The following is a 24638-nucleotide window of genomic DNA, read 5'->3' as shown; positions in this document are numbered from 1 at the left end:
CGCCCACCCAATGGGCCCGCTCGCCCTGACCGACCTGGTGGGCCTCGACACGGTCAAGTCGATCGCCGACTCCATGTACGCCGAATTCAAGGAGCCGCTCTACTCGGCGCCGCCGCTGCTGATGCGCATGGTGGAGGCCGGGCTGCTCGGTAAGAAGACGGGAGCCGGCTTCTACCAGTACAACCGGGGGTAAGCGCAGGGACCGTCGGCTCGGAAGCCGCGGCATGGACATCGCCCGTTCCGGGAGGCCCTTCGCGTCTACCGTCTCGGAAATGTTCGCGCTGTGTTTTTCGGCCTCGCTCGGCTCGGCGTGTTCGCGGCCCCTAGGGCTCGCCGTTCGGGCACCGCTGCTTGCTTCTTCCTCGCCTACGCAGCGGCACCCGAACGGCGAGCCGGCCGCGAACGGTCGCTCGTAAGACTCGATCCGTGCGGGGTGCGAGGGAGGTGACCTCCGGTTTCCATCGCTGGTCGGAGTACGCGAGTAGCGCGGATCCGATATCTCGTCCACAACTTCATCCACACCAGCTGTACCCTCCGCCTCGTGCGGCGGGTATCACCGTTACCGGGCATAAGCTGCAGTAAGGTCCTCGACCGCAGCTCGAAAGGGAGTCCCGCTCATGGTCAACGTCACCGACGGTTTCGGATCGAGCATCCTGGGTTACCCGCGGATCGGTCCGCACCGGGAGCTCAAGCGCGCACTGGAGTCCTACTGGCACGGCGCCCTGTCCCGCGAGGAGTTGCTCGCGGTCGGGCGCGACATCCAGGACACCCAGTTCTCCGAGCTGGCCGCGACCGGACTGACGCAGGTACCCGGTAACACCTTCTCCTTCTACGACCACATCCTCGACAACGCGCTGCTGTTCGGCGCGGTCCCGAAGCGGTTCGAGCCGTATCGCGAGGAGCTGCACCCGCTCGACTTCTACTTCCTGATGGCGCGCGGCCGGCCCGATCTGCCGCCGCTGGAGCTGGTCCGGCTGTTCGGCACCAACTACCACTACCGGCAGCCCGAACTCGACGCCGACACCGAATTCTCGTTGCATCCCGAGGCGTTGCTGGAGGAGTGGGATCGGGCGATGGACCGCGGGATCGAACTGCGGCCGGTCGTGCTGGGCCCGTTGTCGCTGCTGCTGCTGTCGAAGGCCGGGCAGGTGCCGGGTGAGACCGAATTCGACAAGCTGACCCTGCTGGACGAGCTGCTGCCGGTCTACGAACAGCTGCTCGAGATCCTGGCCAAGCGCGGTTCCACCTGTGTGCAGTTCGATGAGCCCTGCTTCACCAGTGAGCGCACCCCGGAGGAACTGGCCGCGTTCGAGCGGGCCTATCAGCGACTGTCGACGTCCGCGCTGCGTCCGCGCATCCTCGTCACCGGCCAGTACGGCGATTTCGGTGAGGCCGTGCGGATTCTGGCGGGTACCGCGGTGGAGGCGATCGGCCTGGACCTGGCCAGCCACCGCACCCGGCCCGAGGAACTCGCCGAGATTCCCGGCATCCGGCGCAAGCGGCTCTACGCCGGCGTGATCAGCGGCACCAACGTGTGGCGTGCCGACCGGCTGGTCACCCTGGAATACCTGAACGCGCTGTCGAAGGTGTGCCCGGACCTCGTCGTGTCCACCGGGACCACGTTGCTGCACGTGCCCTACGACCTGCTGGTCGAATACGATATCGAGGGCAACGTCGCCGACCGCCTCGCTTTCGCGAAACAGAAAGTGCTCGAAGTCGTTTCGCTGGCGAAGGCACTGACCGAAGGACCGTCCGAGAAGTGGGCGAAGCGGCCGACCTCGGTGCATTTCAAGCAGAAACACGCTGTGCGGCAACGGGTTTACGCGGTGACCCCGCAGATGCGCGAGCGCGAACCGTACGAGGTGCGGGCCAAGGCGCAGCGGGAGCGCCTGAATCTGCCGCTGGTTCCGGCGACCACGCTCGGTTCCTTCCCGCAGACCGCCGCGGTGCGCCAGGCCCGCTACGACCTGGGCGAAGGCCGGCTGTCCTACGAGGAGTACCGCAAGCGGATCGAGGCCGAGATCGAGTCGACCATCCGCCTGCAGGAGGACATCGGCCTCGACGTGTTCGTGCACGGCGAGCACGAACGCAACGACATGATCCAGTACTTCGCCGAACTGCTCGACGGTTTCGCCACCACCCACTTCGGCTGGGTGCAGGTCTACGGTTCGCGGTGTGTGCGGCCGCCGATCATCTACGGCGACGTGTCGCGGCCGAAGCCGATGTCGGTGGAGTGGATCACCTACGCGCAGTCGCTCACCGACAAACCGGTGAAGGGCATCGTGACCGGTCCGGTGACGATGGTGGCCCGCTCGTTCGTGCGCCAGGACCAGCCGCTGTACGAGACCGCCGATCAGGTGGCGCTCGCGATCCGCGACGAACTGGCCGATCTCGAGAAGGCCGGTGTGGCGATCATCCAGGTCGACGAACCGGCGGTGCGGGAACTGCTGCCGCTGCGTCCGGACGGGCGCACCGAATATCTGCGCTGGGCGGTCAACGCGTTCCGGCTGGCGACCTCCGGGGTGCGGCCCGACACTCAGATCCACACCCACATCGCCTACTCGGCCCGCTCCGAAATCGTGCGTGCCATCGAGGAACTCGACGCCGACGTCACCGCCATCGTCGCGACCCGCTCGCTGGAATGGGTGCTCAAGGCGCTGACCGAGGATGTCGAGGAGGGGCACGGCCTGAGCCACGGCGTGGGTCCCGGTGTGTACGAGAGCCGTTCGGCGCGCATTCCCGACATCGACGAGATCGACGAATTGCTCACCGCCGCAGCCGAAGCCGTGACACCGCAGCGGCTGTGGGCGAATCCGGACGGCGGATTGAAGACCCGCCATTATTGGCAGCTGGACCCGTCGCTGCGCAATATGGTCGCCGCGGCTCGCCGGGTGCGGCGCCGTGCCGAAGCGGCTGAATAGGCGTTAGCCTACGACTACTGTTTCGAGATCAGGAGAACCGCTCATGGGTATGTTCGACCAGCTCAAGGATGCCGCCGGTAAGGCAGCCGACCTGGCGGCCAAGAATGCCGACAAACTCGACCCGGTGATCGACAAGGTCGGCGATCTGGTCGACAAGCAGACCAGCGGCAAGTTCGAAAAGCAGGTCGACGCCGCACAGCAGGCCGCGAAGAAGGCACTGCACGAGCAGACCGGGAAGTAGTCCACACCGGTCGTACACGGGGCGAAGGCCACGCCCGGCTCCGCGCCGGACGTGGCCTTCGTGCTGTGCGGATCAGTGCCGGCCGAACAGCAACGCCATCAGGGTCGCCATGGTGTCGTCGGCCTTCTGGGTGCGATCGAAGGTCGTCAGGGCGAGCAGCGAGGGAAAACGCTGCCGCGCGACGGCGTGGGCGTAGGTGAATTCACGCAAGCCGTCGGGGCCGTGGATGCGGCCGAAGCCCGAGTCGCCGACACCGCCGAAGGGCAGCGACGGAATCTGCGGGAAGGTGAAAACCGCGTTGACGCTGACCATCCCGGTGCGCAGCCGGTCGGCCAGCTCGCGCCCGCGCGCCCTCGAGAACACGGCCGCGGACAGTCCGTAGCGGCTGTCGTTGGCGCTGGCGATCGCGGTATCCATATCGGGCACCTTCGCGACGGTCAGGGTGGGCCCGAAGGTTTCCTCGGTGACGGCCGGGGCGTCCTCGGGCACGTCGACCAGCACGGTCGGCTGCACCACCTGCCCGACGATGGAGTCGGCGCCGCCGGTCAGCGCCCGCCCGCCCCGCGCGACGGCGTCCTCGATGTGGCGCCGGATCACCTGGAGCTGCTTCGGCATCGTGATGGGCCCGATCTTGGCGCCCGAATCAACGCCCGCGCGTTGTTGTTTCGCCTTCGCCACCAAGGTCTCGACGAAGCTGTCGTAGACGCGCTCGTGCACGTAGACCCGTTCGGTGCCGATACAGGACTGGCCGGCATTGGCCATCCCGGCCCACAGCGCGGCGCCGGCCGCGGCGTCCAGATCGGCGTCGGCGTCGACGAGCAGCACATCCTTGCCACCGCATTCGGCGACCAGCGGTGTAAGGCTCTCGGCGCAAGCGGACATCACCTTCTTGGCCGTCGCCGTGGAGCCGGTGAAGGCGATCTTGTCCACACCCGATCGGCACAGCGCGGCACCGGTCGGCCCCTCGCCCGTGATCAGTTGCAGCACGGGCTGTTCCGGGACGACCTCGGCGAACATGTCGACCAGCCAGCGGCCGACGCCGGGGGAATATTCGCTGGGTTTGAACACCACGGCGTTACCCGCTGCCAGCGCGTACACGATCGAACCCAGCGGCGTGAACACCGGATAGTTCCAGGGGCCGATCACGCCGATGACGCCGAGCGGCTTGTACTCCACCGATGCCGCCTGGTTGATCGTGAGCAGTCCCACCCGGGCGCTCTTGCGGCCCAACACCTTCGGGGCGTTGCGGCCCGCCCACTTCAGATGGTCGAGACTCAGCGCCACCTCGAGCGCGGCATCGGAATACGGCTTGCCGGTCTCGTCGTGCATCACCGCGGCCAGCTGGCGCATCCGCCGGGCCAGCAGTCCGGCGAATCCGGCCAGCCGCCGGGCCCGTTCGGCGTAGTCGAGGCCGGACCACCAGTCGAATGCCGTGCGGGCCCGGGCCACCGCCGCCTCGATATCGGCCTCGGTGTGGACCGGGTAGGTGCCCACCACCTCGCCGGTACCGGGATCGTGCACATCGAAGGTGGTGTGCGTGTCGATCCCACCGATCTCGTTCACGGTCGTCATCGGGTGGCCTCCTTCGTCGCGGTGCCGGTGGTGGACGACGGGGTGCGGCCGCGGATCAGATCGGCCGCCTTCTCGCCGATCATGACGGTCGGCGCGTTGGTATTGCCGCGGACGATGCGGGGCATGACCGAGGCGTCGACCACGCGCAGTCCGCTCACGCCGTGGACGCGCAGTTCGGGGTCCACCACCGCGGTCTCGCCAGTGCCCATGGCGCATGTGCCGACGGGGTGGAACAGTGTCTGCGTCCAACGGGCGATATGGGCCCGCCAGCCGTCCTCGTCGATGCGGTCGGCGTCTTCGGGCAGGTAGGAGCGGTCGAGGTGGGCGGACAGCGGCTGCTGCCGCGCGATCTCGAGCAGTTGCCGGCAGCCGGCGAGCAGGGCATCCGCGTCGCGCGGGTCGGAGAAGTAGGCCGGATCGATCTCCGGCTTCCACAGCGGATCGGCCGACCGCAAGCGCAACCGGCCGCGGCTGTGCACCTCGACCAGCGTCGGCCCGGCCGTGAACATCGGAGCGATGTTCTCGTGAAAACCGTTGTCGTAGAACGCTGTCGGCGCGACGTGGTACTGGATGTCGGGGCCTTCGAGGCCCTCGCGGGTGCGCACGAATCCGCCGCCCTCGCCGACATTGGAGGTCAGCGGCCCACGACCGAGTGCCTGCCACTGCGCGAGCCGCAACGGGGTCTCGAAATCGGCGAGATCGGAGACGCCGCGGGTGCGCCACAGAATCGGTGTCACCGGGTGGTCGTGCAGGTTCTCGCCGACGCCGGGCAGATCCACCACCACCTCGATGCCCAGGTCACGCAGATGCGCCGCGGGCCCGATCCCGGAGAGCATCAGCAACTGCGGCGAATTGACCGCACCGCCGGACAGCAGCACCTCGGCCTCGGCGTGCACCGTGTGCTCGCTGCCGTGGCGGCGATAGGTGACGCCGACCGCGCGGGCGCCGTCGAGTACCAGCCCGGTGGCGTGCGCCTCGGTCCGCACCGTCAGATTCGGCCGGTCCAGCGCCGGGCGCAGATAGCCGTCGGCGGTGGACCAGCGGCGGCCGTTGCGATGGGTGACCTGGTAGCGGCCCACACCCTCCTGCGCCGCGCCGTTGAAATCGTCGGTGCGGGGCAGGCCCGCGGCCGCGGCGGCGGCGATCCAGGCATCGGTCAGTTCGTGGGTGAAGCGGCGGTTCTCGACGTGCAACGGGCCGTCGGTGCCGTGATAGGGCGAACGCAGGCCGGTGTTGGTCTCCGACCGCACGAAATAGGGTAGGACGTCCTCGTAGCTCCAGCCGACCGCGCCGAAGTCACGCCGCCAGCCGTCGTAGTCGGCGCGATTGCCGCGGATGAAGATCATCGCGTTCATCGACGAGCAGCCGCCCAGCGCCTTCATCCGCGGCCAGTACGCGCGCTGGCCGCCGAGATGTTTCTGTGGTGTGGTCTCGTATCGCCAATCCCATTGGGTGCGAATCAATTTCCCCCATGCCGCCGGTATCTTGATCTCGTCGGCCCGGTCGTCGGGACCGGCCTCCAGCAGCAGGACCGAGACCTGGGGATCCTCGGTGAGGCGATGGGCGAGGACGCAGCCCGCGCTCCCCGCTCCGATGATGACGTAGTCGAACGATTCACGGTCGGGCACGCGAGGACCTCCAGCACGGTTGCCGAACACCGACACGGATCCGGGCGGGCGGACCTGCGGTGATAGCCGTAGAGACAGTCCCGGACCCGGTTCCAGGGTCGACCTTACGCTGTGCGGGGCGGTCGGGAGCGGAGTTCGGTACCGGCGAATCGGGGTGGCGGCCGGCGGCGTCGTGCGCGGCGCCGGCGCGGGGTCGTAGCGCCTCCGAATATCAAGGTACGCAGACGATTACAGGTCACGCGACGTATTCGGGCCGGGCGGCGGTCGACCGCGGCCCGTACCGCCGTCTGCGGCGGGCTGCCGAGCGGGGTGTTGCCGGTGTGCGTGAGCCCGGGCGTATCCGGACCGCGGCACGTAGGATTCGGCCGGACCCGCCGCCCGGTTCCCGGGTGGCGTCGACGCCCGGCGTGCAGACGGTCGCACGGGTATGCAGGCGAACGGCAGGAGGGCCGTGATGGGTGGTTCGTTCCCGTGGGGTGCACGCCGCGGCCGGCGACGGATCTCTCGGCTCGGCCCGGGCGGTACGCACGGCGTCGGCCACGTCGTAGCGGTGGGCGCCCTCGCGACAGTGTGGGTGAGCGCCGCGGCCGTACTTCCGGCCGCGCTCGCCCCGGTGCACGCCGAGGCGCCCGGCTGCCCGGCCGCCTCGGTGGAGCAGGTGCTGCCCGCCTCGGCTCCGCTGCTGGATTTCGCCGAGAACCTCGGCTACGACGCTCGCGGCAACCTGTGGGTTTCGCGGGTGTTCCGAAATGTGGTGCAGCGCTACGATTCCGCGGGCCACGTCACCGCGGAGGTGCCGGTGGACGCGCCCGGTGCGATCCGGCTCGGCCCCGACGGTGCGCTGTACGTCGTCTTCGGCGACTCGTCGGCCGGACTGCTGCCCGGCGCGCACAACTCCGGCGTGGTGCGGTTCGATCCCGGCGCCGACCATCCGGTGCCACAGGTCTACGTCTCCGGTCTCGGCATGGCCAACGGCGCGACCTTCGACGGGGCGGGCAATCTGTATGTCGCCGACACCGCGCACGGCGTGGTGAAGGTGCGCCCCGGCGGCTCCGTCGACGCGGACTGGACCGCACGCGCGGCGGCGACCGGTGTCAACGGCATTGTGTGGCAGGGTGATTCGCTCTACGCGACGCTCTACCAGAGTCTCGACGGCCGCATCGTCCGCATCCCCGTCGACGCTCCGCAGGCGCAGACGACCGTCGCCTCGGTCACCGTCGGCGCGCTCCCGCTGACCGCTCTGCCCGACGATCTCACCGTGGGCCCGGAGGGCATGCTCTACGTCGCGACCACGACCGCTCGCGTGGTCCGCGTCGACCCGGCCACCGGCGGAGTCTGCACGGTCGCCGACCTGGGTGTGCCGGCCACCTCGGTCTCGAGAATCCCCACCGACGATCGTGCGCTGCTGGTCACCACGGGGACGGGGAGTGTGCTCCGCGTGGTCCTCGGCGGGTGAGGTTGGTCGGTGCCGGTGCGCCGACGACCGGATGCCGGCCCGCGTGACCGGCGCGATTCGTCGACGGCCGCGTCCTTCCCGTCGATTACAGCATCGGGGCGAGGGTGCGCAGACCGGCGACGAGCTGCTCCGCCGAGGGCGCGGACTTCGGGTCCAGTAACCACTGGACGAGCAGGCCGTCGAGCAGCGTCCAGAGCAGCGCGCCGATCGGGCCGCCGTCGTCGTCCTCGATATCTCTGGCGGGCAACAACATTCGAGTCAGTGCGGCTTTTCCCTCGCGCTGTTTGGCCGCGATGTCGGCCTTGACCTCACCGGAATGCAATGCCTGGGCGAGACTTTCGATATTGGCCGCCCACAGCGCCCGCTGGTCGGTGAAGGTGGCGATGAGACGCCGCAGAAATGTGAGCAGCCGCTCGGCCGGCTGCGGTTCGCTGCTCTCGGCGAGCGCGTCGAGGATCTGCTGCACCGCCTCGGCGGACGATTCGATCATGGCCTGGGTGAGCAGGGCGTCTCGGGTGCCGAAGTGGTAGTTGATCGCGGCGAGGTTGCTGCCCGAGGCGGCGACGATATCGCGCACCGTCGTGCGGGCGTAGCCGCGTTCGGCCAGGCAGTGTTTGGCCGCTGAGAGCAGATCCTCACGAGTTCCCACGTCGGCAGGGTAGCAAGTGCTCGCTGACGCATGTTTCAAACAAATGTTTGTGACATTTGTTTGAAACGGATGTATGGTTCTCCGTATGGTCACGCAACGTCCGATATCGCCCTTCGAGTCGGGTTACTTCCAGGAACACGCCACCTTCGGTTCCGTGCCGGTCGGCGGAATGGCGCTGTTCATCGGATCGACCGTCGAGGGGGAATTCGACACCGAACTGCTGCGCACGGTGCTGGCCGAACTGGCCGCCGACAATCCGCTGCTCAGCTGCCGCCGAGTCGACGACGGCGGGATGCTCGTGCTCCGCCATGTCGAGGGCTACCGGCCCCCGGTCACCGAAAGCGCCGGTGGTGACATCGAATACGTCGATTTCGTCAACCAGCCGCAACCGTGGGACGACGGGTTGTTCTTCGCGCGGGTGTTCCGCGAGGACGACCGCGCCCGCATCGTGCTCGTCATCCATCACGGAATCACCGACGGCCGTTCGGCTTTCGCGCTGCTGGATGAGATGTGGCGGCGCTATACCGCCCACCGTCGTGGCGCGCCGATGCCCGTGCGCGCGAATCACGAACTGCCGCAAGCGGTCGACGAGCGCCTCACCGCCGTCGTCTCCGAGGCGGAGGTCACCGAACTGCTCGCGGCGATGCGCACGATCATCGGTGAGGCGCCCGCCCGCCTGCCGCGCGACGGCACGGCCGGATCGGGACGGGGACTCTTCGTCGCCGAGCGGATCGAACTGGAACCGGAGGTGACCGCGGCCTTCGCCGCGGCGGCGCGCGCGGCCGGAATCGGGGTGAACGCCCTGCTGAGCGGGTGTGCGCTGGCCGCGGTGCGCGCCGAACTGGGCGGCGTCGGCGCACTGCCGATGGTCTGCGGCTATGCCGCCGATATGCGTGCGGCGCTGGATCCGTGGCTGCCCGACGAGACGGTGCTCAACTGCGCCTCCGGCTGGGGCACGCTCCTGGCGGTGGCCGAATCCGCCGATCCGTTCGAACTGGGACAGGTGGTGCACGCCGACGTCCGCGCGGCGCTCGAGCGTCGCGACCCCGCGCGAATGGCGTTGGCGGGCCGATACATTCGCGACGAGGCCACCGCCCGGATGCTCGCGGAACAGCCCAGTATCGCGCTGTCGAACATCGGCCGGGTGCCGGACCACATCGTCCCCGACGGGGTGCGGCTGGTGCGCGACAACCTGCTGGCCATGGGGCCCGGGATGCCGCCCAAGCTGACCGCCTTCACCCTGGGGGAGCGGCTGACGGTGCAGGTCGAATACGACACCAACGATCACAGCCGCGCCCAGATGGGCCGGGTGCGCCGCAATCTCGCGGAGTTGTTGCACCGCACCGCCATCGGCGCGGGGGCCTCATCGGGCGGCGGCGCGGGAGCGTCATCGGGCGACAGCGCGGGGGCGTCATCGGGCGACAGCACGGGAGCGTCGTCCGGCTACGGCGGGGCAGCGCGATCCGGCGCCGGTTCGGTTCCGGCGTCCGGGGACGGCACGGTCTTCCGGTCCGGTGACGACGCCGGGCGCGCGGACGACGGCGTCGCCCCGAAATTCACATGGTGGCGGCGTCGATGACGAACCGGTACCGCACGTCGCTGGCGACCACGCGCTCGTAGGCCTCGTCGATGCGATCGGCGGAGATGACCTCGATCTCGGCGCCGATGCCGTGTTCGGCGCAGAAGTTCAGCATCTCCTGGGTTTGCGGGATGCCGCCGATATTCGAGCCGGCCAGCGACCGGCGGTTGCCGGTGAGGGTGAACGGCCGCACCGCGAGCGGCTGATCGGGCAGGCCGAGGATCACCATGGTGCCGTCGAGGTTCAGCAGGCGCATATAGGTGTCGATCGGCAGATCGGCCGAGACGGTGTTGACGATCAGGTCGAATCGGTTGCGCAGATCGCGGAAGATCTGGCGGTCGGTGGTGGCGTAGTAGTGGTGCGCGCCGAACCGCCGGCCGTCGTCCTCCTTGTTCAGCGAATGGCTCAGCACCGTCACCTCGGCGCCCATCGCGGCCGCGATCTTCACCCCGACATGGCCCAGGCCACCCATGCCGATGATGGCCACCTGCTTGCCGGGGCCGGCGTTCCAGTGCCGCAGCGGCGAATACAGCGTGATTCCCGCGCACAGCAGCGGCGCGGCCTCGTCGAGTCCGATGCCCTCCGGAATGCCCACCACGAAGCCGTCGGTCACCACCACCTGGGTCGAATACCCGCCCAGGGTGTAGCCGCCGGCCTGGATTTCCTCCGGGACGGTGCCGTTGTAGGTCATGGTGGCGCCGCGCACGCAGTACTGCTGCTCACCGGCCAGGCAGGGCTCGCACTGTCCGCACGAATCGACCATGCAGCCCACGCCGACCCGGTCGCCGACCGCGAACTTGGTCACCTCCGAGCCGACCGCGGCCACCAGACCCGCGATCTCGTGACCCGGGACGCAGGGGTACTTGGTGCCGTGCCACTCGTTGCGCGCGGTGTGGATGTCGGAGTGGCAGATGCCGGCGTACTTGATATCGATCAGCACGTCGTGCGGGCCGAGTGCGCGGCGTTCGATGGTGGTCTTGGTGAACCGGCCGTCGGGCGCGGACACGGAATACGCGGCAGCTGTCGTCATGCGTTCATGCCTACCCCCGCATGGTTGCCTATGCAAACTATCCCGCGAAGCTGCGCAGGGTGCCATTGAACACAGCACCCGGGCGACCCGCCGGTCGGATGTGCTCGGCGGGCTCGCGCCGATATCGGATGCTGGTCCGGTGGCGATCCTGCTGGCCCTGCTCTCGATGTGTTCGACGCTGGCAGGCGGATTGGTGGCCGCGCGCATCGGTGAGCGCAAGCGGCTGATCCTCGGGCTGGCCGCCGGAATCATGCTCGGTGTGGTCGCCTTCGACCTGATTCCCGATGCGCTGGCCGAATCCGGTCAGCTCGTCGCGGGGGTGCCAGGAGTGCTCGTGGCCGCGGTGATCGGCTTCTTCACCATTCACATCATCGAACGCGAGATGGCGATCCACGTCGGTCACGAACAGGATTTCGGCCGCCACACCCACGACTTTCCCTCGGTCGGCCTGGTCGCCACCGGAGGGTTGATCTTCCACAGCATGCTCGACGGCCTGAGTATCGGCGTCGGGTTCCAGACCGGGACGGCGCTGGGCGTCTCGGTCGCGATCGCGGTGATCTCGCACGATTTCGCCGACGGATTCAACGCCTTCACCATTCCCACGCTGTACGGCAACGCGCGGCGGCGGGCGCTGACCCTGCTGGTCCTGGACGCGCTGGCGCCGGTGGCGGGCGCGGTCATCGGCACGGTGATCCGGGTGCCCGCCGACGTCGCGGGCCTGTATCTGGGATATTTCGCCGGATTCCTGCTGTATCTGGCAACGAGTGACATTCTGCCGGAAGCGCATTCGGGCCGGCCGTCGCGGGCCGTGCTGTTCTGCACGATCGCGGGCGCCGCGCTGATGTTCGCGGTGGCGGCATTGCAGGAGTGATACCGGGCGCCGCGCCGATTTGGTACACATGAAAGCACAAACTCCGCCAGCCCACCCCGGGCATGCAGAATCGGGAGCGGCGATGGACGAGCAGCATTCGGGCCGGCAATCGCGTCCGGCTCGCGGCGGGTGGCTGTCGACGGTCGTCTTCGTGCTCGTCATGGCCCTGGTCGGCGCGGCGTTTCTGGGCTACCGCGGCGATCTGCCGCGCTGGGCGGTACCCGCCGGCCACTCCACCTCGGCGCTGTTCGGCCCGCCCGTGCCGCCGATGGATCCCGCGGCGGTGGCCTCGGCCGTCGAACCCGAACTGGTGAACATCAACGTGTCGATCCGGCCCAGCGGGATGGGCGCGGCCGGTTCGGGCATCGTGCTCAGCCCCGACGGGGAGATCCTGACCAGCCACCATGTGGTGAAGGGGGCGGAGACCATCACCGTCGGCGATCTCGGCAACGGCGGGCACTATCCGGCGAGGGTGCTCGGCTACGACTCCGACGCTGATATCGCCCTGCTGTCGCTGACCGGCGCGGCGGCACTGGCGGTGGCCCGCATCGGCAGCTCCGCCGGGGTCCGGGTCGGCGATCAGGCGCTGGCGATCGGCAATGCGGGCGGAACCGGTTCGCCGACCGCGACACCGGGCACGGTCACCGCACTGGACGCCTCGATCGTCGCGCGGGACACCGCCGATCTGTCGCGCAAGGCGTTGATCGGGATGATCGAGGTGGCCGCGCCGGTGGTCTCCGGACAGTCCGGTGGCGCCCTGGTCGACCGGTCCGGGGCGGTGATCGGGGTGGTGACCGCCGCCTCGGGAGAACTGTCCCGGCAGCAGGGGCAGGCCAGCGGATACGCGGTGCCGATCGATCGGGCGTTGAGCGTGGTGCGCCAGATCCGCACCGGCATTCCCACCGACACCGTCCATGTCGGCCCGACCGCGACTCTCGGTGTGCTGACCTCCGATGCCAAACCCACCGGCGCCCGGGTGGACGTGGCGATCTACGGGCTGCCGGCCTTCGCGGCCGGGCTGAATTCCGGCGAGGTGATCGTCGCGGTCGACGACACTCCGGTCACTTCGGCGCAGAGCCTCAAGGCCGCACTCAATGTGCGCCGGCCGGACGAGATGATCCGGCTGGATCTGGTCGAGCCGGACGGCACCCACCGCGCGCTCGCGGTGACGCTGGCCGCCGGCCCGCCCAACTGATCAGAACAGCGAGAGCCAGTAATCCTGGAAGCGCAGGAAGACCAGCAGCAGCACGATCGCGTAGTAGACCACCACGATCGTCCACCGCCACTGCGCGATGATGCCCATGATCCCGCGGGCCCCGCCCCACAGTTGATCGGTGACCACCGCCAGGCAGACCGGCGTGAACGTCCACACCACCATGCAGTACGGGCACAGCGCGCCGATGCGGTAGAGGCTCTGGAAGATCAGCCAGAAGACGAAGCCCATGCCGGCGATCAGGCCGATCCACAGTCCGCCCCAGAACCAGCGCGGCAGGGCGACGCCGGCGACCGCGAGCACCGCGATGGTGACCGCCACCGAGAATCCCGTCACGCCGATGATTGGATTCGGGAATCCGAACACCGACGCCTGATGGGTCGCCATCACCGAACCGCAGGACAGGATCGGATTGATACTGCACGACGGCCGATAGGACGGATCCTTCAGCAGCTTGAAATCTTCGATCGTCAACGTCACCGCGGCCAGCCAGCCCAGCAGGGTGCCGAGCAGGAGCAGCCACGCGGGGCGGGGCCGGACGGTGATCACTTGGCCGCGGCCTCGATCACCGGGCGCAGACCGTCGGGCTGCATCAGCTGCTGCGAGCTGGTGATCTGCTTACCGTCGACGTACACCGTCGGCGTGGACTTGATGCCGCTGTTGAGCACGTCCTTGGTGGTCTTCTGCACGTACTTGTCGTACTTGTCCGACGTGATGCACTCGGCCACGGCCGGATCGGTGTATCCGGCGGCCTGGGCGATCTGCACCAGCTTCTCGTCGGGCAGGCCGGTGCCGCCCTCCGGGGGCTGCTGCTCGTACATGGTGGTCAGCCACGGCAGGAATTTGGTGGGGTCGGATCCGGCGACGCAGTAGGCGGCGTTGGCCGCGCGCGAAGAGTAGCGGGTGCCGCCCGAGGACTGGTCCAGGAAGGCGATGATGTTGTAGCGCACGCTGGCCGTGCCCGCGTTCACAGCATCCTCGATGGCCTTGGCGTTGGCGGTCTCGAACATCTTGCAGGCCGGGCACTGCAGGTCGGCGACGACGCGGATGTCGACCTTGGCACCGGGCTTGCCGATCTTGATCTCGCCCTGATCGGTGATGGATCCGGTGACCGCGTCGGGTGAGGCCGGCTGCGCGGCGACCGAGGGCACCGGCCCGGTGTCGTTCTTGTTGGACTGTTTGACGGCGATGCTGATGCCGATGGCCGCGATGAGCGCGATCAGCACGGCCGCGACGCCCACCTGAATCAGGATCGTGCGCGTGCGATCTCCGCCTCGCACCGCCGTCAGCGAGTTCTTCCCACGCGGATTCTTGCTCACCTCGGAGTTCACCACGCCTTTCCTGTGTTACGTGTATGTGTGCGACATCGTGCGGCCGGGCGCCGCCTGCGATCGTACGGGCCGTCCGCCGCGCCGTCGCGGTGCCGCATGATCAGCGGGCCGCCGCACCGGGCACACTCGGCACCACATGATTCCCGCTCAACCTGAGAGATCCCCGAGATTCCGGCCGAAATCTGCCCAGCGGTGACCGGTGTCTCCGCGCGGATCAGCCGGCGGCGAGCCGCGCCTTCTCGGTCTCGATGTCGAAATGCGGCGCGGGCCAGGTCAGCTTCAGGCCGCCCAGGGCGTCGACGAGCAATTCGGTGACCGCCAGCCGGGCGAACCATTTCCGGTCGGCCGGGACGACGTACCACGGTGCGTGCTCGGTATCGGTGCGGTCCAGCACGTCCTGATACGCCTGCTGATATTCGGGCCAGAGGGCGCGGTCGTCGATATCGCTCGGGTCGTACTTCCAGTATTTGTCCGAGCGTTCCAGCCGCTCGCCGAGCCGGCGTTTCTGTTCGTCCAGCGAGACGAACATCGCGACCTTGACGATCGTCGTGCCCGACTCGGTGATCTCCCGTTCGAACTCGTTGATCTCGTCGTAGCGCGGCTCCCACACCTCGCGCGACACCAGGTTCTGCACCCGCACCACGAGGACGTCCTCGTAATGCGACCGGTCGAAGACGCCGATCTGCCCACCGGCCGGCAGTCGATGGCGGATTCGCCACAGATAGTGGTGGCGGCGTTCCTCGTCGGTGGGCACGCCGAAGGCGGCATGCCGCACGCCCTGCGGGTCGACCATGCCGATCACGTGCCGCACCACACCGCCCTTTCCCGCGGTGTCCATCCCCTGCAAAATGAGCAGCAGATTGCGGTCGTCACCGGAACGGCCGTTCGCGAACAGCATCTCCTGCAGATCCGACAGCACCTCGCCGCGTTCGGGCAGCAATTGCTCGCCGAGTTTCTTGTCGCCGGTGAATCCGGGGGTAGCGGAGAGATCGTAGGAATCGAGCCGGACCCCGGCGGCTCGCAACGCGGTGGTGGCAGGTTCGGTCCACGGAGATTTCGCCATAACCGTCGAGTATGGTCGGCGGCCCCGACAGCTGGGCGGTGATCGTGCCGCGAATCAGCCGATTCCGGCCAGTCTCGTCAACTGTGCGGCGAATTCGGCGTCGTCGACCGGGGTCAGCACCAGCTCGGCGGCCGTGGTGAGCAGATAGCGGCCGTCGCCGGTGATATCGAGCCAGGTGCGGTGCCGCGTCGGCGGCGACATGGGATTGTCCGGTGCGACGGTGACGGTGATGAACCCGCGCGCGTCGACCGGCGCGCGTAGGGTGCGGCGGAAGCGGGCGGCGCCCGGATCCCGCGGTGTGCCGATATCACCGCCGGGCCGGGCGTCGGTCCCGGTGTCGAGCACCGCCTGCTGCGGTTCGCGCATCGGCCCGCATCTGCCCGCCGGCGCCGAGCCGATCGCGTCCACGAGCCGTTCGCCCAGCCCGCGCGCATGGCAGACGGCGACCGTGACGGCGTCGGGCCGCGCGATCAGCAATCCCGCGTGCCGGTGGACGACGGCGGCGAAGGCGAGGATCAGTTCCGGCTCGTCCGGCGGTGTGGAGCGCCGGCCGGAGACGGTGATGGTGGTGGCGTCCGGCCGGGTGCACAGCAGCAGTGCGGCGGTGAGATCCGGATCGGTGTTGCGCGCGTAGCGGGCGCGCAATCCCAGTGCGGCATATTCGGTTTCGGTGCGCACCGCGGATTCCGGGATCATGTTCACCGGATAGGGGCGGCGGTCGAGATCGGTTTCGGTGGCCCAGACGTGGGCGAATTCGTCCGGCGTCAGCACCCACTTCACTACGGGTGACCCCCACCCGAATCCGGCCCGGGTGCGGGAACGAAGCGCGGCACCCGATCGCCGGAGGCGGCCAGGGTGCTGTTGTAGCGGAAGGTCATGATGTCGCGGGCGTCGGCCAGGGCCGCGGCGGCGGCGATGTCGTGTGTCATCCGCCGGGCGCCGCCGTGCACCACCTCGGCGACCGGGTCGGGCAGCGGGACATAGTTCGCCGGCGCGGGAAGCGCGTCTCGAATGGATTGCGCCGCTTCGGCATCGGCCTCCAGCAGGTGTCGCAGCCGGGTGCAGACCTCGGCGGCGGCGGCGCCCCGTTCGACGAATGCCGCCGTCGCGGGTTCGGCCGCCGCGCGCGCATGCCCGGACCAGCGCTCGAATTCGGCGTGGGTGGTGTCGGCGAAGGTCCGGAACGCCGCGGCGACGGCGGCCGCCTGCCGTTGCCAGGCCGCCGCCGCCTCGCCCAGTGCGGCCGGGGCCAGTGCCTCGTGCACCAGTTCCCAGAGTTGCCGGTGGCTGTAGGAGCCGTAGACCTCCCGATCCGCGACGAAGGGCGGATCGAAGCGGGACGCGTCGGCCATGTCAGGCTCCCGGCTCGGGCCGGATCAGCGCCAGCGCCGCGCGATTGGCGGCTTCGGCCTCGTCGAAATGCTTCCCCGCGGCCAGATAGGCGGCCTTGAACAGCAGCGCCGTCTGCTGGAACGAGAGCATGGTGTCGAGGTATTCGCCGCTCTTGCGGGAGAATCCGCGTGCCAGGGCGCGCCCGGAAGCGAGTTCGCCGAAGCCGCGCACCGCGGCCGGGACCGCACCGCCGCTGCGGGCGGCGTGGAGATCCTCGACGAGCCGGTCGCAGGCCGCCGCGAGATTGCGGGCGGTGTCCTCGGCGATCTCGAACACCTCGGGTCCGGAACCTGTTGCCGCGGCGTACAACTCGCGCGCCAGATGCTGACCGGTCTCCGGAATCGGCACCGCGATGATCCCCTTCCGCCCCGAGACTTTTCCTCGGCGAGCTTACCGGAGCGACCGGTGCCCGGCGCGCGGCGGCGCATTGTGAATGCGCACATCGATGTGCGAGACAAATGTGTAAATCACTGTGTCGCTGCCAGTTTCACGCCGCCTCGGCCGCCCGGGCGCTGACGTACTGCAACAGGCCGTGCACTTCCTGTTCGATATCCACCAATCCGCATTCGGCGAACAGCTTCGGGAAGGTGTCGAGGTCGAATACGCGCAGCCCGCCCGCGCCGCCGACCGCGCTCGACACCTGCCCCACCCAGCCCCGCGGGCGATGACTGGTGCTGATCGCGATGCGGCCGCCGGGCGCGAGCACCCGGATCATCTCGGCGGCGGCGGTCAGCGGATCCGGAATCAGATACAGCGCACCGAAACAGCAGACCGCGTCGAAGCTGTTGTCGGGGAACGGCAGCCGGCGTGCGTCGCCGCGGACGTAACCGGCTCGCGGGCCGGCGTTGTCGGCGACGGCCTGCCGCAGCATCGGCACCGAGAAATCGATGCCCACCGCATATCCGGCGCCGACGTGCTCACTCAGATAGTGGGTGAAATTGCCCGGCCCGCAGGCGATGTCGAGCACCCGATCGCCCGCGCCGAGGCGCAGGGTGCGCACCGCGTCACGGCGATCGGCGTGCATGGTCCGCCCGGTGGCGAGCAGAAAACTGGTCGGCCGCCACGCCCGCTCGTAGAGCAGGGCGAAAACCGGGTTGTTCATGGTGCGGCGTGCGAGATTCACCGGGTCATCCTCGCGTCGAGGTCGTCCACTGTCGAGATCCGATACGGCGGTGCGCTGTGCCCGAGCAGCCGCAGTCGCCCCCAGAAGTCGCGATCACCCAGGATCGCCGCCGCGGTGCCTTCGGCGGTGCGCACTTCGACGCGCTGTTTCCGGTTGCCGGCCGCCGCATCCAGCGCGGCATCCGGATCGAGGCGTCCGTACCAGCGGTAGATGCCGTCGATCGGCTGGCGATGGCCGCGCAGCCGCACCCGGACGGCGAATTCCCGATCGCCGAGCACGACAACGGCCGGCCCCTGGTAATCCGCTTCGGGTTGCCGCATGGTCGCCTTCCTGAGCTGCGCGAGAGTGCCCTGCCCGGACTATAGCCGTGACAATGAGTAATAGGTAATATCGAGTGTGCCACCGCTCACATCGGTCGGCAAACGCGCCGACGTGAGCACAATGCGCGGGCCGCGGTCGGGCGGCAGGACGGTGAAGCCGATGGCACAGCACATCGAGAATTTCGCGGGGGACGGTTCCGACGGGCGCGAGCGCGTGGCCCAGCGGCTGCTTCGCTCGTCGGCGGAACACTTCTACGACGCCGATATCGATATCGATTGGGAGCAGCCGTGGCAGCCGGACAAGGCCTGGCTGCCCGAACACCGGATCTCCCTCTACGGCACCCCGCTGTGGGATCGCCTCACCCCAGAGCAGCGCATTGAACTCGGCAAACACGAATTGGTGAGCCTGCTGTCGTTCGGGATCGTCGCCGAGGGGCTGCTCAGCAAATATCTGCTGCGCATCGTCGCGCGCGATCCGACCTCGCAGCACGCGATGTACGCGCTCACCGAACTGAGTGAGGAGGCGCGCCACTCGATCATGTTCGCGCGGCTCATCGACAAGACCGGCATACCGCCGTATCGGCCGGTGGCGCTGAACCGGATGCAGTTGCGCGTCGCCGAACACTTCCCGATCGGCCCGGTCGTATACGCCGGCACGCTGCTGATCGAGGAAATTCTCGATCGTGGCCAACGAGAAGCCATGGCCGACAGCGCTGTTCAGCCGCATGTGCGGCAGTTGATGCGTATCCACGTGCTCGAGGAGGCGCGGCACATCGGCTTCGCCCGCGATGCGCTGGCCCGCGGGATGGCCCGGCGTTCGCGGTGGCAGCGGCTGCCGCATCAACTCCTGCTGGCCTACTTCGCGCTGGTGCTGTATCCGATGCTCGTCAATCCACAGGTCTATCGCGCGGTGGGCATCGACCCCCGGCGTGGATTCGCCGCGGCCTTCACCGGACCGCAGTACCGGCGGACGATGAGTTTTCTGTCCGAGCCGATGCTGCGCTATTTCGACGAGGTCGGCATGCTCGACGGCGCGGCGGTGCACACGCTGTGGCGGCTGACCCGTTCACTGCCCGAGGACCTGTGAACGGGTCTGCGCCGCAAGCGAATCCGTCGTTCAGGCCCGATCGACCTCGATGGTCAGCCCGGCCCGCCGCAGACGATCGGTGAGCGGATCGCCCATGGCGGAGGCGGGGGTGAGGATGCCCGCCAGCTCGGGCAGTTCGTCGAAGGCCAGGCACAGTCCGGCCTCACCGAGCATGACCGAGGTGGCCTGATAGCCCGGATCGCCCTGCCCGGCGAAGGTGCAGACGTAGCGCGCGCCGGAGGTGGTGTCGGCGAAGGTCTTCATGGTGAACCAGCCGCTGCGGCGGGCGTCCTCGCCGGGACCGGTCCCCGGCTTCGGCAGGATCCGGTCCAGGAGCCGGCGCCCCACCGACACGCGGGAGAGCAGCGCACCGGCGGTCATACCGGCGACGATGCCGCCGGCCATTCCGGCGGCGACCAGCGGGGCCGCCGGCGAGCTCCCGGCGCTCATCACCTCGCGGTAGCGGAAGTTCTTGCCGTACACCCAGCCCAGCAGGCCGTTGCTGCGCCGCACCACCTTGGTGTTGTGCGCGGCCATCACGAAGGTGGCGACCCAGCCGTCGAGGCTGGGGTCGATGGCCGAGGCGCGCGAGAGAGCCTGATCGGACTGCCGGCCCACATCGGGTTCCATCGACTTGTCCGGGCTCAGCGAATACGGGTGCGAGAGCACCGAACCCTTGGCCGGATCGGTGGCGATGGCCTCCATCATCGCCCGCCCGGAATCGATGGTGCCGCCGCTGGCGCCGCCCTTGAGCCACGCCACCAGCGTGGTGTCGGTGAGTTCCCCGGTGTTGTCCTCGACGGACCGCCGGAAGAGCCGATACACGCTCAGGTCCGACGGAATCGAGTCGTACCCACAGGAATTCACGATCTTCGCGCCGGTTTCGGCGGCCCGCTCACCGAACCGATCGATACATTCGCGGATGAACAGCGGCTCGCCGGTCAGATCCGCGTAATGGGTGCCGGCGTTCGCGCAGGCCTGGGCCAGCGGCAGGCCGTAACGCAGGTACGGCCCCACGGTGGTGACCACGACCTTGGTCCGGGCCGCCAGCGCGTCCAGCGCCGCCTGGTCAGAGGAATCGGCGACCAGCAGCGGCCAGATCGCCGCGGCGCCGCCGAGTTCGTCGCGCACCGCGGTGAGCTTCTCCGGCGAGCGGCCCGCGAGGGCGATGCGCGCGTTCTCGGGCGCGGTCTCGGCCAGATACTGCGCGGTCAGCCGGCCGACGAACCCCGTCGCGCCGAACAGTACGAGGTCGAATTCCCTGTCGGTCATGCCCATCCCATTCTCGTAGTGCCCGATTACTTTGTGCTGGTACGTTTTCCGCTGGCGGCCTTGCGTGGCGCCGAGCGCTTCGCCGGTTTACGCGGCAGGCCGCGCCGGGCCAGCCAGGCGTGATGCTGTTTACCGAGCTCGGTCACCGGGTCGTCGCCGTAGAGCCATTCGCGGGCGATGCGATGCCAGTTCGCGGTCGCTTCCAACTGGCCGAGTACCCCGAACGTCAGGAAATCCGCACGCCGCGAGAACAGATGCTCCGGCGGCAGATTCTGCTGTTTCATCCCGGCGTATTCACTGGCGCGCGGATCGACCGCCAGCACGAAGGCGCCGCTGGCCAATTCGGGGGTGATGGTCAGATCCTGGTCGATCAGCGCCCACTCACATGCCGCGAGCACGTACTCCAGACAGTCCTCGGGGGTGATCTCCTCCGGCGAATCGATGATGCCGTGGTCGATCATCAACTGGCGCAGATCCTCCGCGCGTTCCTCGGCCGCCGCGCGAATACAGGTAGCCTCGAATCGGACATGTTCGGGGTCCATCCGGTTGAACAGCCCGAAATCCAGGAAGGCCACCCGGCCGTCCTCGCCGAGCAGCAGATTGCCCGGATGCGGGTCACCGCAGAACTCGTGGAAGGTGAACAGCGAACCCACGTAGAAGCGGTAGATGATCTCGCCGACCCGGTCGCGTTCGGCCTCCGGCAACCGGCGGATCTCCTCGAAACCGCGACCGGGAAAATACTCGCTGACCAGCACGTGCGTACTCGACAGTTCGGGCATGGTGGCCGGTACCACGATGAACGGATGGTCGGCGAACAGTTCCGCGACCTCGCGCTGGGTATGCGCCTCGGCCACGTAGTCCAGTTCGCTCTCGAGATTCAAGCGCAGTTCGTCGAGGACCGCCGGCGTCACCCACGGCATCGCCGACTGCAGGACGCGGCGGAACATCGCCAGGTTCTTCAGATCGGCACGCACGGCGGTATCGATGCCCGGATACTGCACCTTCACCGCGACCGCGCGACCGTCGTGCAACCGCGCCCGATAGACCTGGCCGATCGAGGCCGCCGCGATCGGTTCGGCGTCGAATTCGGCGAACAACTCCTCGAGAGTGCGGCCGAAATCCTTCTCGATGACACCGCGCATGGTGTCGAAGGAGACCTTCGGCGCGCTGTCGCGCAGCACGGCGAGCCGGCGCTGGAATCGCTCGCGATGTTCCGGCGGAACCAGATCCAGATCCAGCACCGAGAGCATCTGGCCGAGCTTCATGGCCACGCCCTTCATGGTGCCCAGCACCATGACCATCTGCTCGGTGGCGCGGATCATCGATTCCTCGGCCATCCGCTCGCGCACCGCTTCGGAGCGTCCGCGCATGGAACGGCGGGTCTTCTGCGCACGTAAGACGTTGCCGGCGACGGCCACACCCAGTTTCGTCCCCCGCGCCAGCCGCGACGTCGGCAGCTCTTTCGCCATTGATGACCTCCGTTGATGCCCCGCCTGGCCGGTGTTCAGCGTAACCAAGCGTGAGCCGTCGGCCCAGAGACGGCGAGCACGGATTCCTTCGCGGGCGAATCAGCCCAGGTCGGCCTCGGGAAGTTCGTGCGGCACGGCGTTGAACTTCTCCGGCGAACCACCCGCGCGGACCATGCCCTCGATGGCGCTCCACACCATCATCGCCAGGTGGTCGAGCATGCGATCGGCCGACATCGAGCGATTGCTGATCCACCAGTCGGTGGCCAGCTGCACACCGCCGACGATGACGTAGGAATACAGCAGCACACCCTCGGTGTCGACGCCGCGATCGAAGGCCTTGGTCTGCACCACGACCGACACCACGTCGGCGAACAGCTTCTCGAAATCGGCGAGGCTGGACTTGTCGGTGGTGGAGCCGTTGCCCATGATGAAGCGGTAGACGTCGATATCGGCCTCGACGGTGTGCACATAGGCGGCCAGGGTGTTGCGGACGAGCTGATATTCGTCGGCGTCGTCGCTGATCGCCTCGTAGATCCGCGGCATCAGCGTGGTCTCGATGAACCGCTCCATGGTGGCGCGGGTCAGGTCGGACTTGTCCGAGAAGTAGCGGTACAGGACGGTTTTGGATACGCCGATCTCCGCGGCGATCTCGTCCATTCCGACATCGCCGCCGCGGTTGCGGATAGCCGCGAGGGTGCCGTCGACGAGTTCTTCCCGGCGGTCGATCTTGTGCTGGTGCCAGCGCCGCTTGCGACCGTCCACCCGGCCGGGGCGCACCGCGGGGGTGTCGACGGCAGCGCTCGCGGCACGATGTGTGGTCATGCTCGAGGGGACTCCTGGATCCGGGGATATGGGCACCACCAGCTTAAGTCCTCCGCCGAGGTGATGTTCCCGGTTCGCCGAGCGGGCCCGCCCCCGGCGCGTGCCGTTCGGCCGAGGCGGCGAGGGACGCGGGGTGAGCGGGCGCACGTCGGCGGCGCCGATATTCCAGCCAGAATGGGGATATGGAGCAATCTGCCGGCAGCGCCCCCGTCCTGGCGGAAGCGAACGCGCACCCCGAGACCCGGGCGGGAGTGGGAAATGCCACACGGTCCGGGAGCCGGGGCGCGCCCGAACCACCGTCGTCGTTCGCCGACCTGATGGACGAATCCGGGAAGAAACGCGATCTGCGCAAGATGAAGATGGTCGCGACCGGATTCCTGGCCGCGGCCACGGTCGTCTATCTGGTCTGTTGCTGGCTCGGTTCACGCGATATCGGCGGCAGCTGGGTCGGCTATGTGCGCGCGGCCTCGGAGGCCGGCATGGTCGGCGCGCTGGCGGACTGGTTCGCGGTCACCGCGCTGTTCCGGCATCCGCTCGGCCTGCCCATTCCGCACACGGCGATCATCCGCAAGAAGAAAGATCAACTCGGCACCAGCCTGGGCGATTTCGTGCGCACCAATTTCCTCTCGCCCGACACCGTGGCGACGAAGGTGAACTCGGCGCAGATCTCGTTGCGGTTGGGGACCTGGATGGCCGATCCCCGGCATGCCGCGCGGGTGTCGGAGGAGTCGTCGACCATTCTGCGAGCGGTGATCGGCGCGCTGCGCGACTCCGATGTCGAGCAGGTGATCGACCAGACCATCGTCAAGCGCATCGCCGAACCGCAGTGGGGGCCGCCGATCGGGCGGGTACTCGCCGAGCTGCTGGCCGAGAACCGGCAGGAGCCGCTGCTGGATCTGCTGGCCGAACGCGCCCACCAGTGGGCTCTGGCGAGTCAGGAGACCCTGGACCGGATCGTCATGCGCGATGCCCCGTCCTGGGCGCCGAAATTCGCCAATATCCTGTTGTCGGAGAAGATCTACCGGGAATTGGTGGAATTCACCTGGAAGATTCGCTCGCAACCCGATCACGAGGTGCGATTGGCGGCGAACCGATTTCTCGAGGATTTCGCCCGCGATCTGCAGTACGACGAGGCGATGATCGCCAAGGCCGAGCGGGTGAAGACCGAGATCATGGGCCGCGAGGAAATTACCGGAATGGCGCGCGCGACCTGGCGTGCGGCCAAACGGATGATCCTGGAATCGGCCGACGATCCGGGCAGCACCTTGCGCCGCAAGATTTCGGAGAATGTGCAGCAGTTGGGTCAGCGTCTGGTCGACGAACCGGAACTGACAAAACAAGTGGACGCTTGGGTTGAGCGCGGGGTGAGGTATCTCGTCGCCAACTACGGTTCCGAGATCGCCGCCCTGATCAGCGACACGGTTGCCCGGTGGGATGCCGATGAGGCGAGTCGCAAGATCGAATTGCAGGCGGGACGCGATCTGCAATTCATCCGGATCAACGGCACCGTGGTCGGATCACTTGCCGGCCTGGCGATTTACGCCGTATCGCATTTACTGTTCCCAGGCTTCTGACAACCTCTCCGGCAACCACCGCCGG

Annotated in this window: 24 protein-coding genes; 9 read left to right on the top strand and 15 right to left on the bottom strand. The window is 68.2% G+C overall.

The annotated features are described in order from the left end of the window. The 3 genes from IRT45_RS19955 to IRT45_RS19945 form a co-directional block, all read left to right on the top strand. Positions 1 to 193: 3-hydroxyacyl-CoA dehydrogenase family protein (locus IRT45_RS19955; RefSeq protein ID WP_228534632.1), on the top strand; the 193-nt coding region annotated here is incomplete at its 5' end. Positions 194 to 617: 424 nt separating this feature from the next. Further along, positions 618 to 2921: a 5-methyltetrahydropteroyltriglutamate--homocysteine S-methyltransferase gene (gene metE, locus IRT45_RS19950; protein ID WP_194807347.1), complete on the top strand. Its 2304-nt coding sequence runs from the start codon at positions 618 to 620 to the stop codon at positions 2919 to 2921. Positions 2922 to 2964: 43 nt separating this feature from the next. Beyond that, entirely contained in the window at positions 2965 to 3162 is a 198-nt protein-coding gene (locus IRT45_RS19945) for an Rv0909 family putative TA system antitoxin (protein WP_036506129.1), read from the top strand. A 72-nt stretch (positions 3163 to 3234) separates the two neighbouring features. Here IRT45_RS19945 and IRT45_RS19940 read toward each other — a convergent pair whose 3' ends face one another. Beyond that, entirely contained in the window at positions 3235 to 4734 is a 1500-nt protein-coding gene (locus IRT45_RS19940; RefSeq protein ID WP_194807346.1) for an aldehyde dehydrogenase family protein, read from the bottom strand. After that, positions 4731 to 6362 (bottom strand): GMC family oxidoreductase, encoded by a 1632-nt coding sequence (locus IRT45_RS19935; protein ID WP_194807345.1) that lies wholly within the window; start codon positions 6360 to 6362, stop codon positions 4731 to 4733. The genes IRT45_RS19940 and IRT45_RS19935 overlap by 4 nt, the downstream gene beginning before the upstream one ends. Before the next feature lie 454 nt (positions 6363 to 6816). Between IRT45_RS19935 and IRT45_RS19930 the strand changes: the two genes are divergently transcribed. Then, complete coding sequence (locus IRT45_RS19930; RefSeq protein ID WP_194807344.1) at positions 6817 to 7818, top strand: SMP-30/gluconolactonase/LRE family protein; 1002 nt, start codon at positions 6817 to 6819, stop codon at positions 7816 to 7818. Between the two features lie 85 nt (positions 7819 to 7903). Here IRT45_RS19930 and IRT45_RS19925 read toward each other — a convergent pair whose 3' ends face one another. Then, complete coding sequence (locus IRT45_RS19925) at positions 7904 to 8467, bottom strand: TetR/AcrR family transcriptional regulator (RefSeq protein ID WP_194807343.1); 564 nt, start codon at positions 8465 to 8467, stop codon at positions 7904 to 7906. A gap of 85 nt (positions 8468 to 8552) precedes the next feature. Here IRT45_RS19925 and IRT45_RS19920 point away from each other — a divergent pair, with 85 nt between their 5' ends. After that, a complete protein-coding gene (locus tag IRT45_RS19920) occupies positions 8553 to 10046 on the top strand; it encodes a hypothetical protein (RefSeq protein ID WP_194807342.1) in 1494 nt (497 codons plus the stop codon). Here the strand turns inward: IRT45_RS19920 and IRT45_RS19915 are convergent. Beyond that, a complete protein-coding gene (locus IRT45_RS19915) occupies positions 10024 to 11076 on the bottom strand; it encodes an NAD(P)-dependent alcohol dehydrogenase (protein WP_194807341.1) in 1053 nt (350 codons plus the stop codon). The two genes, IRT45_RS19920 and IRT45_RS19915, sit on opposite strands and share 23 nt — an antisense overlap. A 139-nt stretch (positions 11077 to 11215) precedes the next feature. Between IRT45_RS19915 and IRT45_RS19910 the strand changes: the two genes are divergently transcribed. Together IRT45_RS19910 and IRT45_RS19905 are read left to right on the top strand one after the other, a co-directional pair. Then, complete coding sequence (locus IRT45_RS19910) at positions 11216 to 11947, top strand: ZIP family metal transporter (protein WP_194807340.1); 732 nt, start codon at positions 11216 to 11218, stop codon at positions 11945 to 11947. Positions 11948 to 12029: 82 nt separating this feature from the next. After that, positions 12030 to 13142, top strand: coding sequence for a S1C family serine protease (locus IRT45_RS19905; protein WP_194807339.1), 1113 nt, complete (start codon positions 12030 to 12032; stop codon positions 13140 to 13142). Here the strand turns inward: IRT45_RS19905 and IRT45_RS19900 are convergent, their stop codons facing one another. From IRT45_RS19900 to IRT45_RS19865, 8 genes are all read right to left on the bottom strand, one after another. Then, positions 13143 to 13709: a vitamin K epoxide reductase family protein gene (locus IRT45_RS19900; RefSeq protein ID WP_063002162.1), complete on the bottom strand. Its 567-nt coding sequence runs from the start codon at positions 13707 to 13709 to the stop codon at positions 13143 to 13145. After that, positions 13706 to 14491, bottom strand: a complete 786-nt coding sequence (locus tag IRT45_RS19895; RefSeq protein WP_309241061.1) for a thioredoxin domain-containing protein — start codon at positions 14489 to 14491, stop codon at positions 13706 to 13708. The genes IRT45_RS19900 and IRT45_RS19895 overlap by 4 nt, the downstream gene beginning before the upstream one ends. Before the next feature lie 214 nt (positions 14492 to 14705). After that, a complete protein-coding gene (locus IRT45_RS19890; protein ID WP_194807337.1) occupies positions 14706 to 15554 on the bottom strand; it encodes a PPK2 family polyphosphate kinase in 849 nt (282 codons plus the stop codon). A 54-nt stretch (positions 15555 to 15608) separates the two neighbouring features. Beyond that, complete coding sequence (locus IRT45_RS19885) at positions 15609 to 16334, bottom strand: ESX secretion-associated protein EspG (protein ID WP_194807336.1); 726 nt, start codon at positions 16332 to 16334, stop codon at positions 15609 to 15611. Then, entirely contained in the window at positions 16334 to 16906 is a 573-nt protein-coding gene (locus tag IRT45_RS19880) for a hypothetical protein (RefSeq protein ID WP_194807335.1), read from the bottom strand. The genes IRT45_RS19885 and IRT45_RS19880 overlap by 1 nt, the downstream gene beginning before the upstream one ends. A gap of 1 nt (position 16907) precedes the next feature. Further along, on the bottom strand, positions 16908 to 17294 hold the full coding sequence (locus IRT45_RS19875; protein WP_194807334.1) for a hypothetical protein: 387 nt from the start codon (positions 17292 to 17294) through the stop codon (positions 16908 to 16910). A 139-nt stretch (positions 17295 to 17433) separates the two neighbouring features. Then, a complete protein-coding gene (locus IRT45_RS19870) occupies positions 17434 to 18069 on the bottom strand; it encodes a methyltransferase domain-containing protein (protein ID WP_194807333.1) in 636 nt (211 codons plus the stop codon). Further along, positions 18066 to 18389, bottom strand: coding sequence for a DUF4873 domain-containing protein (locus IRT45_RS19865; protein WP_194807332.1), 324 nt, complete (start codon positions 18387 to 18389; stop codon positions 18066 to 18068). Before IRT45_RS19865 ends, IRT45_RS19870 begins: the two co-directional genes overlap by 4 nt. 160 nt (positions 18390 to 18549) lie before the next feature. Between IRT45_RS19865 and IRT45_RS19860 the strand changes: the two genes are divergently transcribed. Continuing rightward, positions 18550 to 19476, top strand: a complete 927-nt coding sequence (locus IRT45_RS19860) for a diiron oxygenase (RefSeq protein ID WP_194807331.1) — start codon at positions 18550 to 18552, stop codon at positions 19474 to 19476. Between the two features lie 30 nt (positions 19477 to 19506). Here IRT45_RS19860 and IRT45_RS19855 read toward each other — a convergent pair whose 3' ends face one another. The 3 genes from IRT45_RS19855 to IRT45_RS19845 all read right to left on the bottom strand — a co-directional run bounded on the left by IRT45_RS19855 (position 19507) and on the right by IRT45_RS19845 (position 23039). Then, a complete protein-coding gene (locus tag IRT45_RS19855) occupies positions 19507 to 20754 on the bottom strand; it encodes a trans-acting enoyl reductase family protein (protein WP_194807330.1) in 1248 nt (415 codons plus the stop codon). Between the two features lie 20 nt (positions 20755 to 20774). Next, the gene (locus IRT45_RS19850; protein WP_194807329.1) at positions 20775 to 22217 is read right to left on the bottom strand and encodes an AarF/ABC1/UbiB kinase family protein; all 1443 of its coding nucleotides are present in this window, start codon (positions 22215 to 22217) and stop codon (positions 20775 to 20777) included. Positions 22218 to 22316: 99 nt separating this feature from the next. Further along, a complete protein-coding gene (locus IRT45_RS19845) occupies positions 22317 to 23039 on the bottom strand; it encodes a TetR/AcrR family transcriptional regulator (protein WP_063002172.1) in 723 nt (240 codons plus the stop codon). A gap of 317 nt (positions 23040 to 23356) precedes the next feature. Between IRT45_RS19845 and IRT45_RS19840 the strand changes: the two genes are divergently transcribed. Beyond that, complete coding sequence (locus tag IRT45_RS19840; protein ID WP_228534645.1) at positions 23357 to 24613, top strand: DUF445 domain-containing protein; 1257 nt, start codon at positions 23357 to 23359, stop codon at positions 24611 to 24613. Positions 24614 to 24638: the final 25 nt, after the last annotated feature.

It is taken from the genome of Nocardia sp. BSTN01 (assembly GCF_015354405.1).
In the GTDB taxonomy this organism is placed as follows: domain Bacteria; phylum Actinomycetota; class Actinomycetes; order Mycobacteriales; family Mycobacteriaceae; genus Nocardia.
The sequence above is the reverse complement of the archived record's forward strand: the minus strand, read 5'-3'. Positions and strand labels throughout refer to the sequence as shown.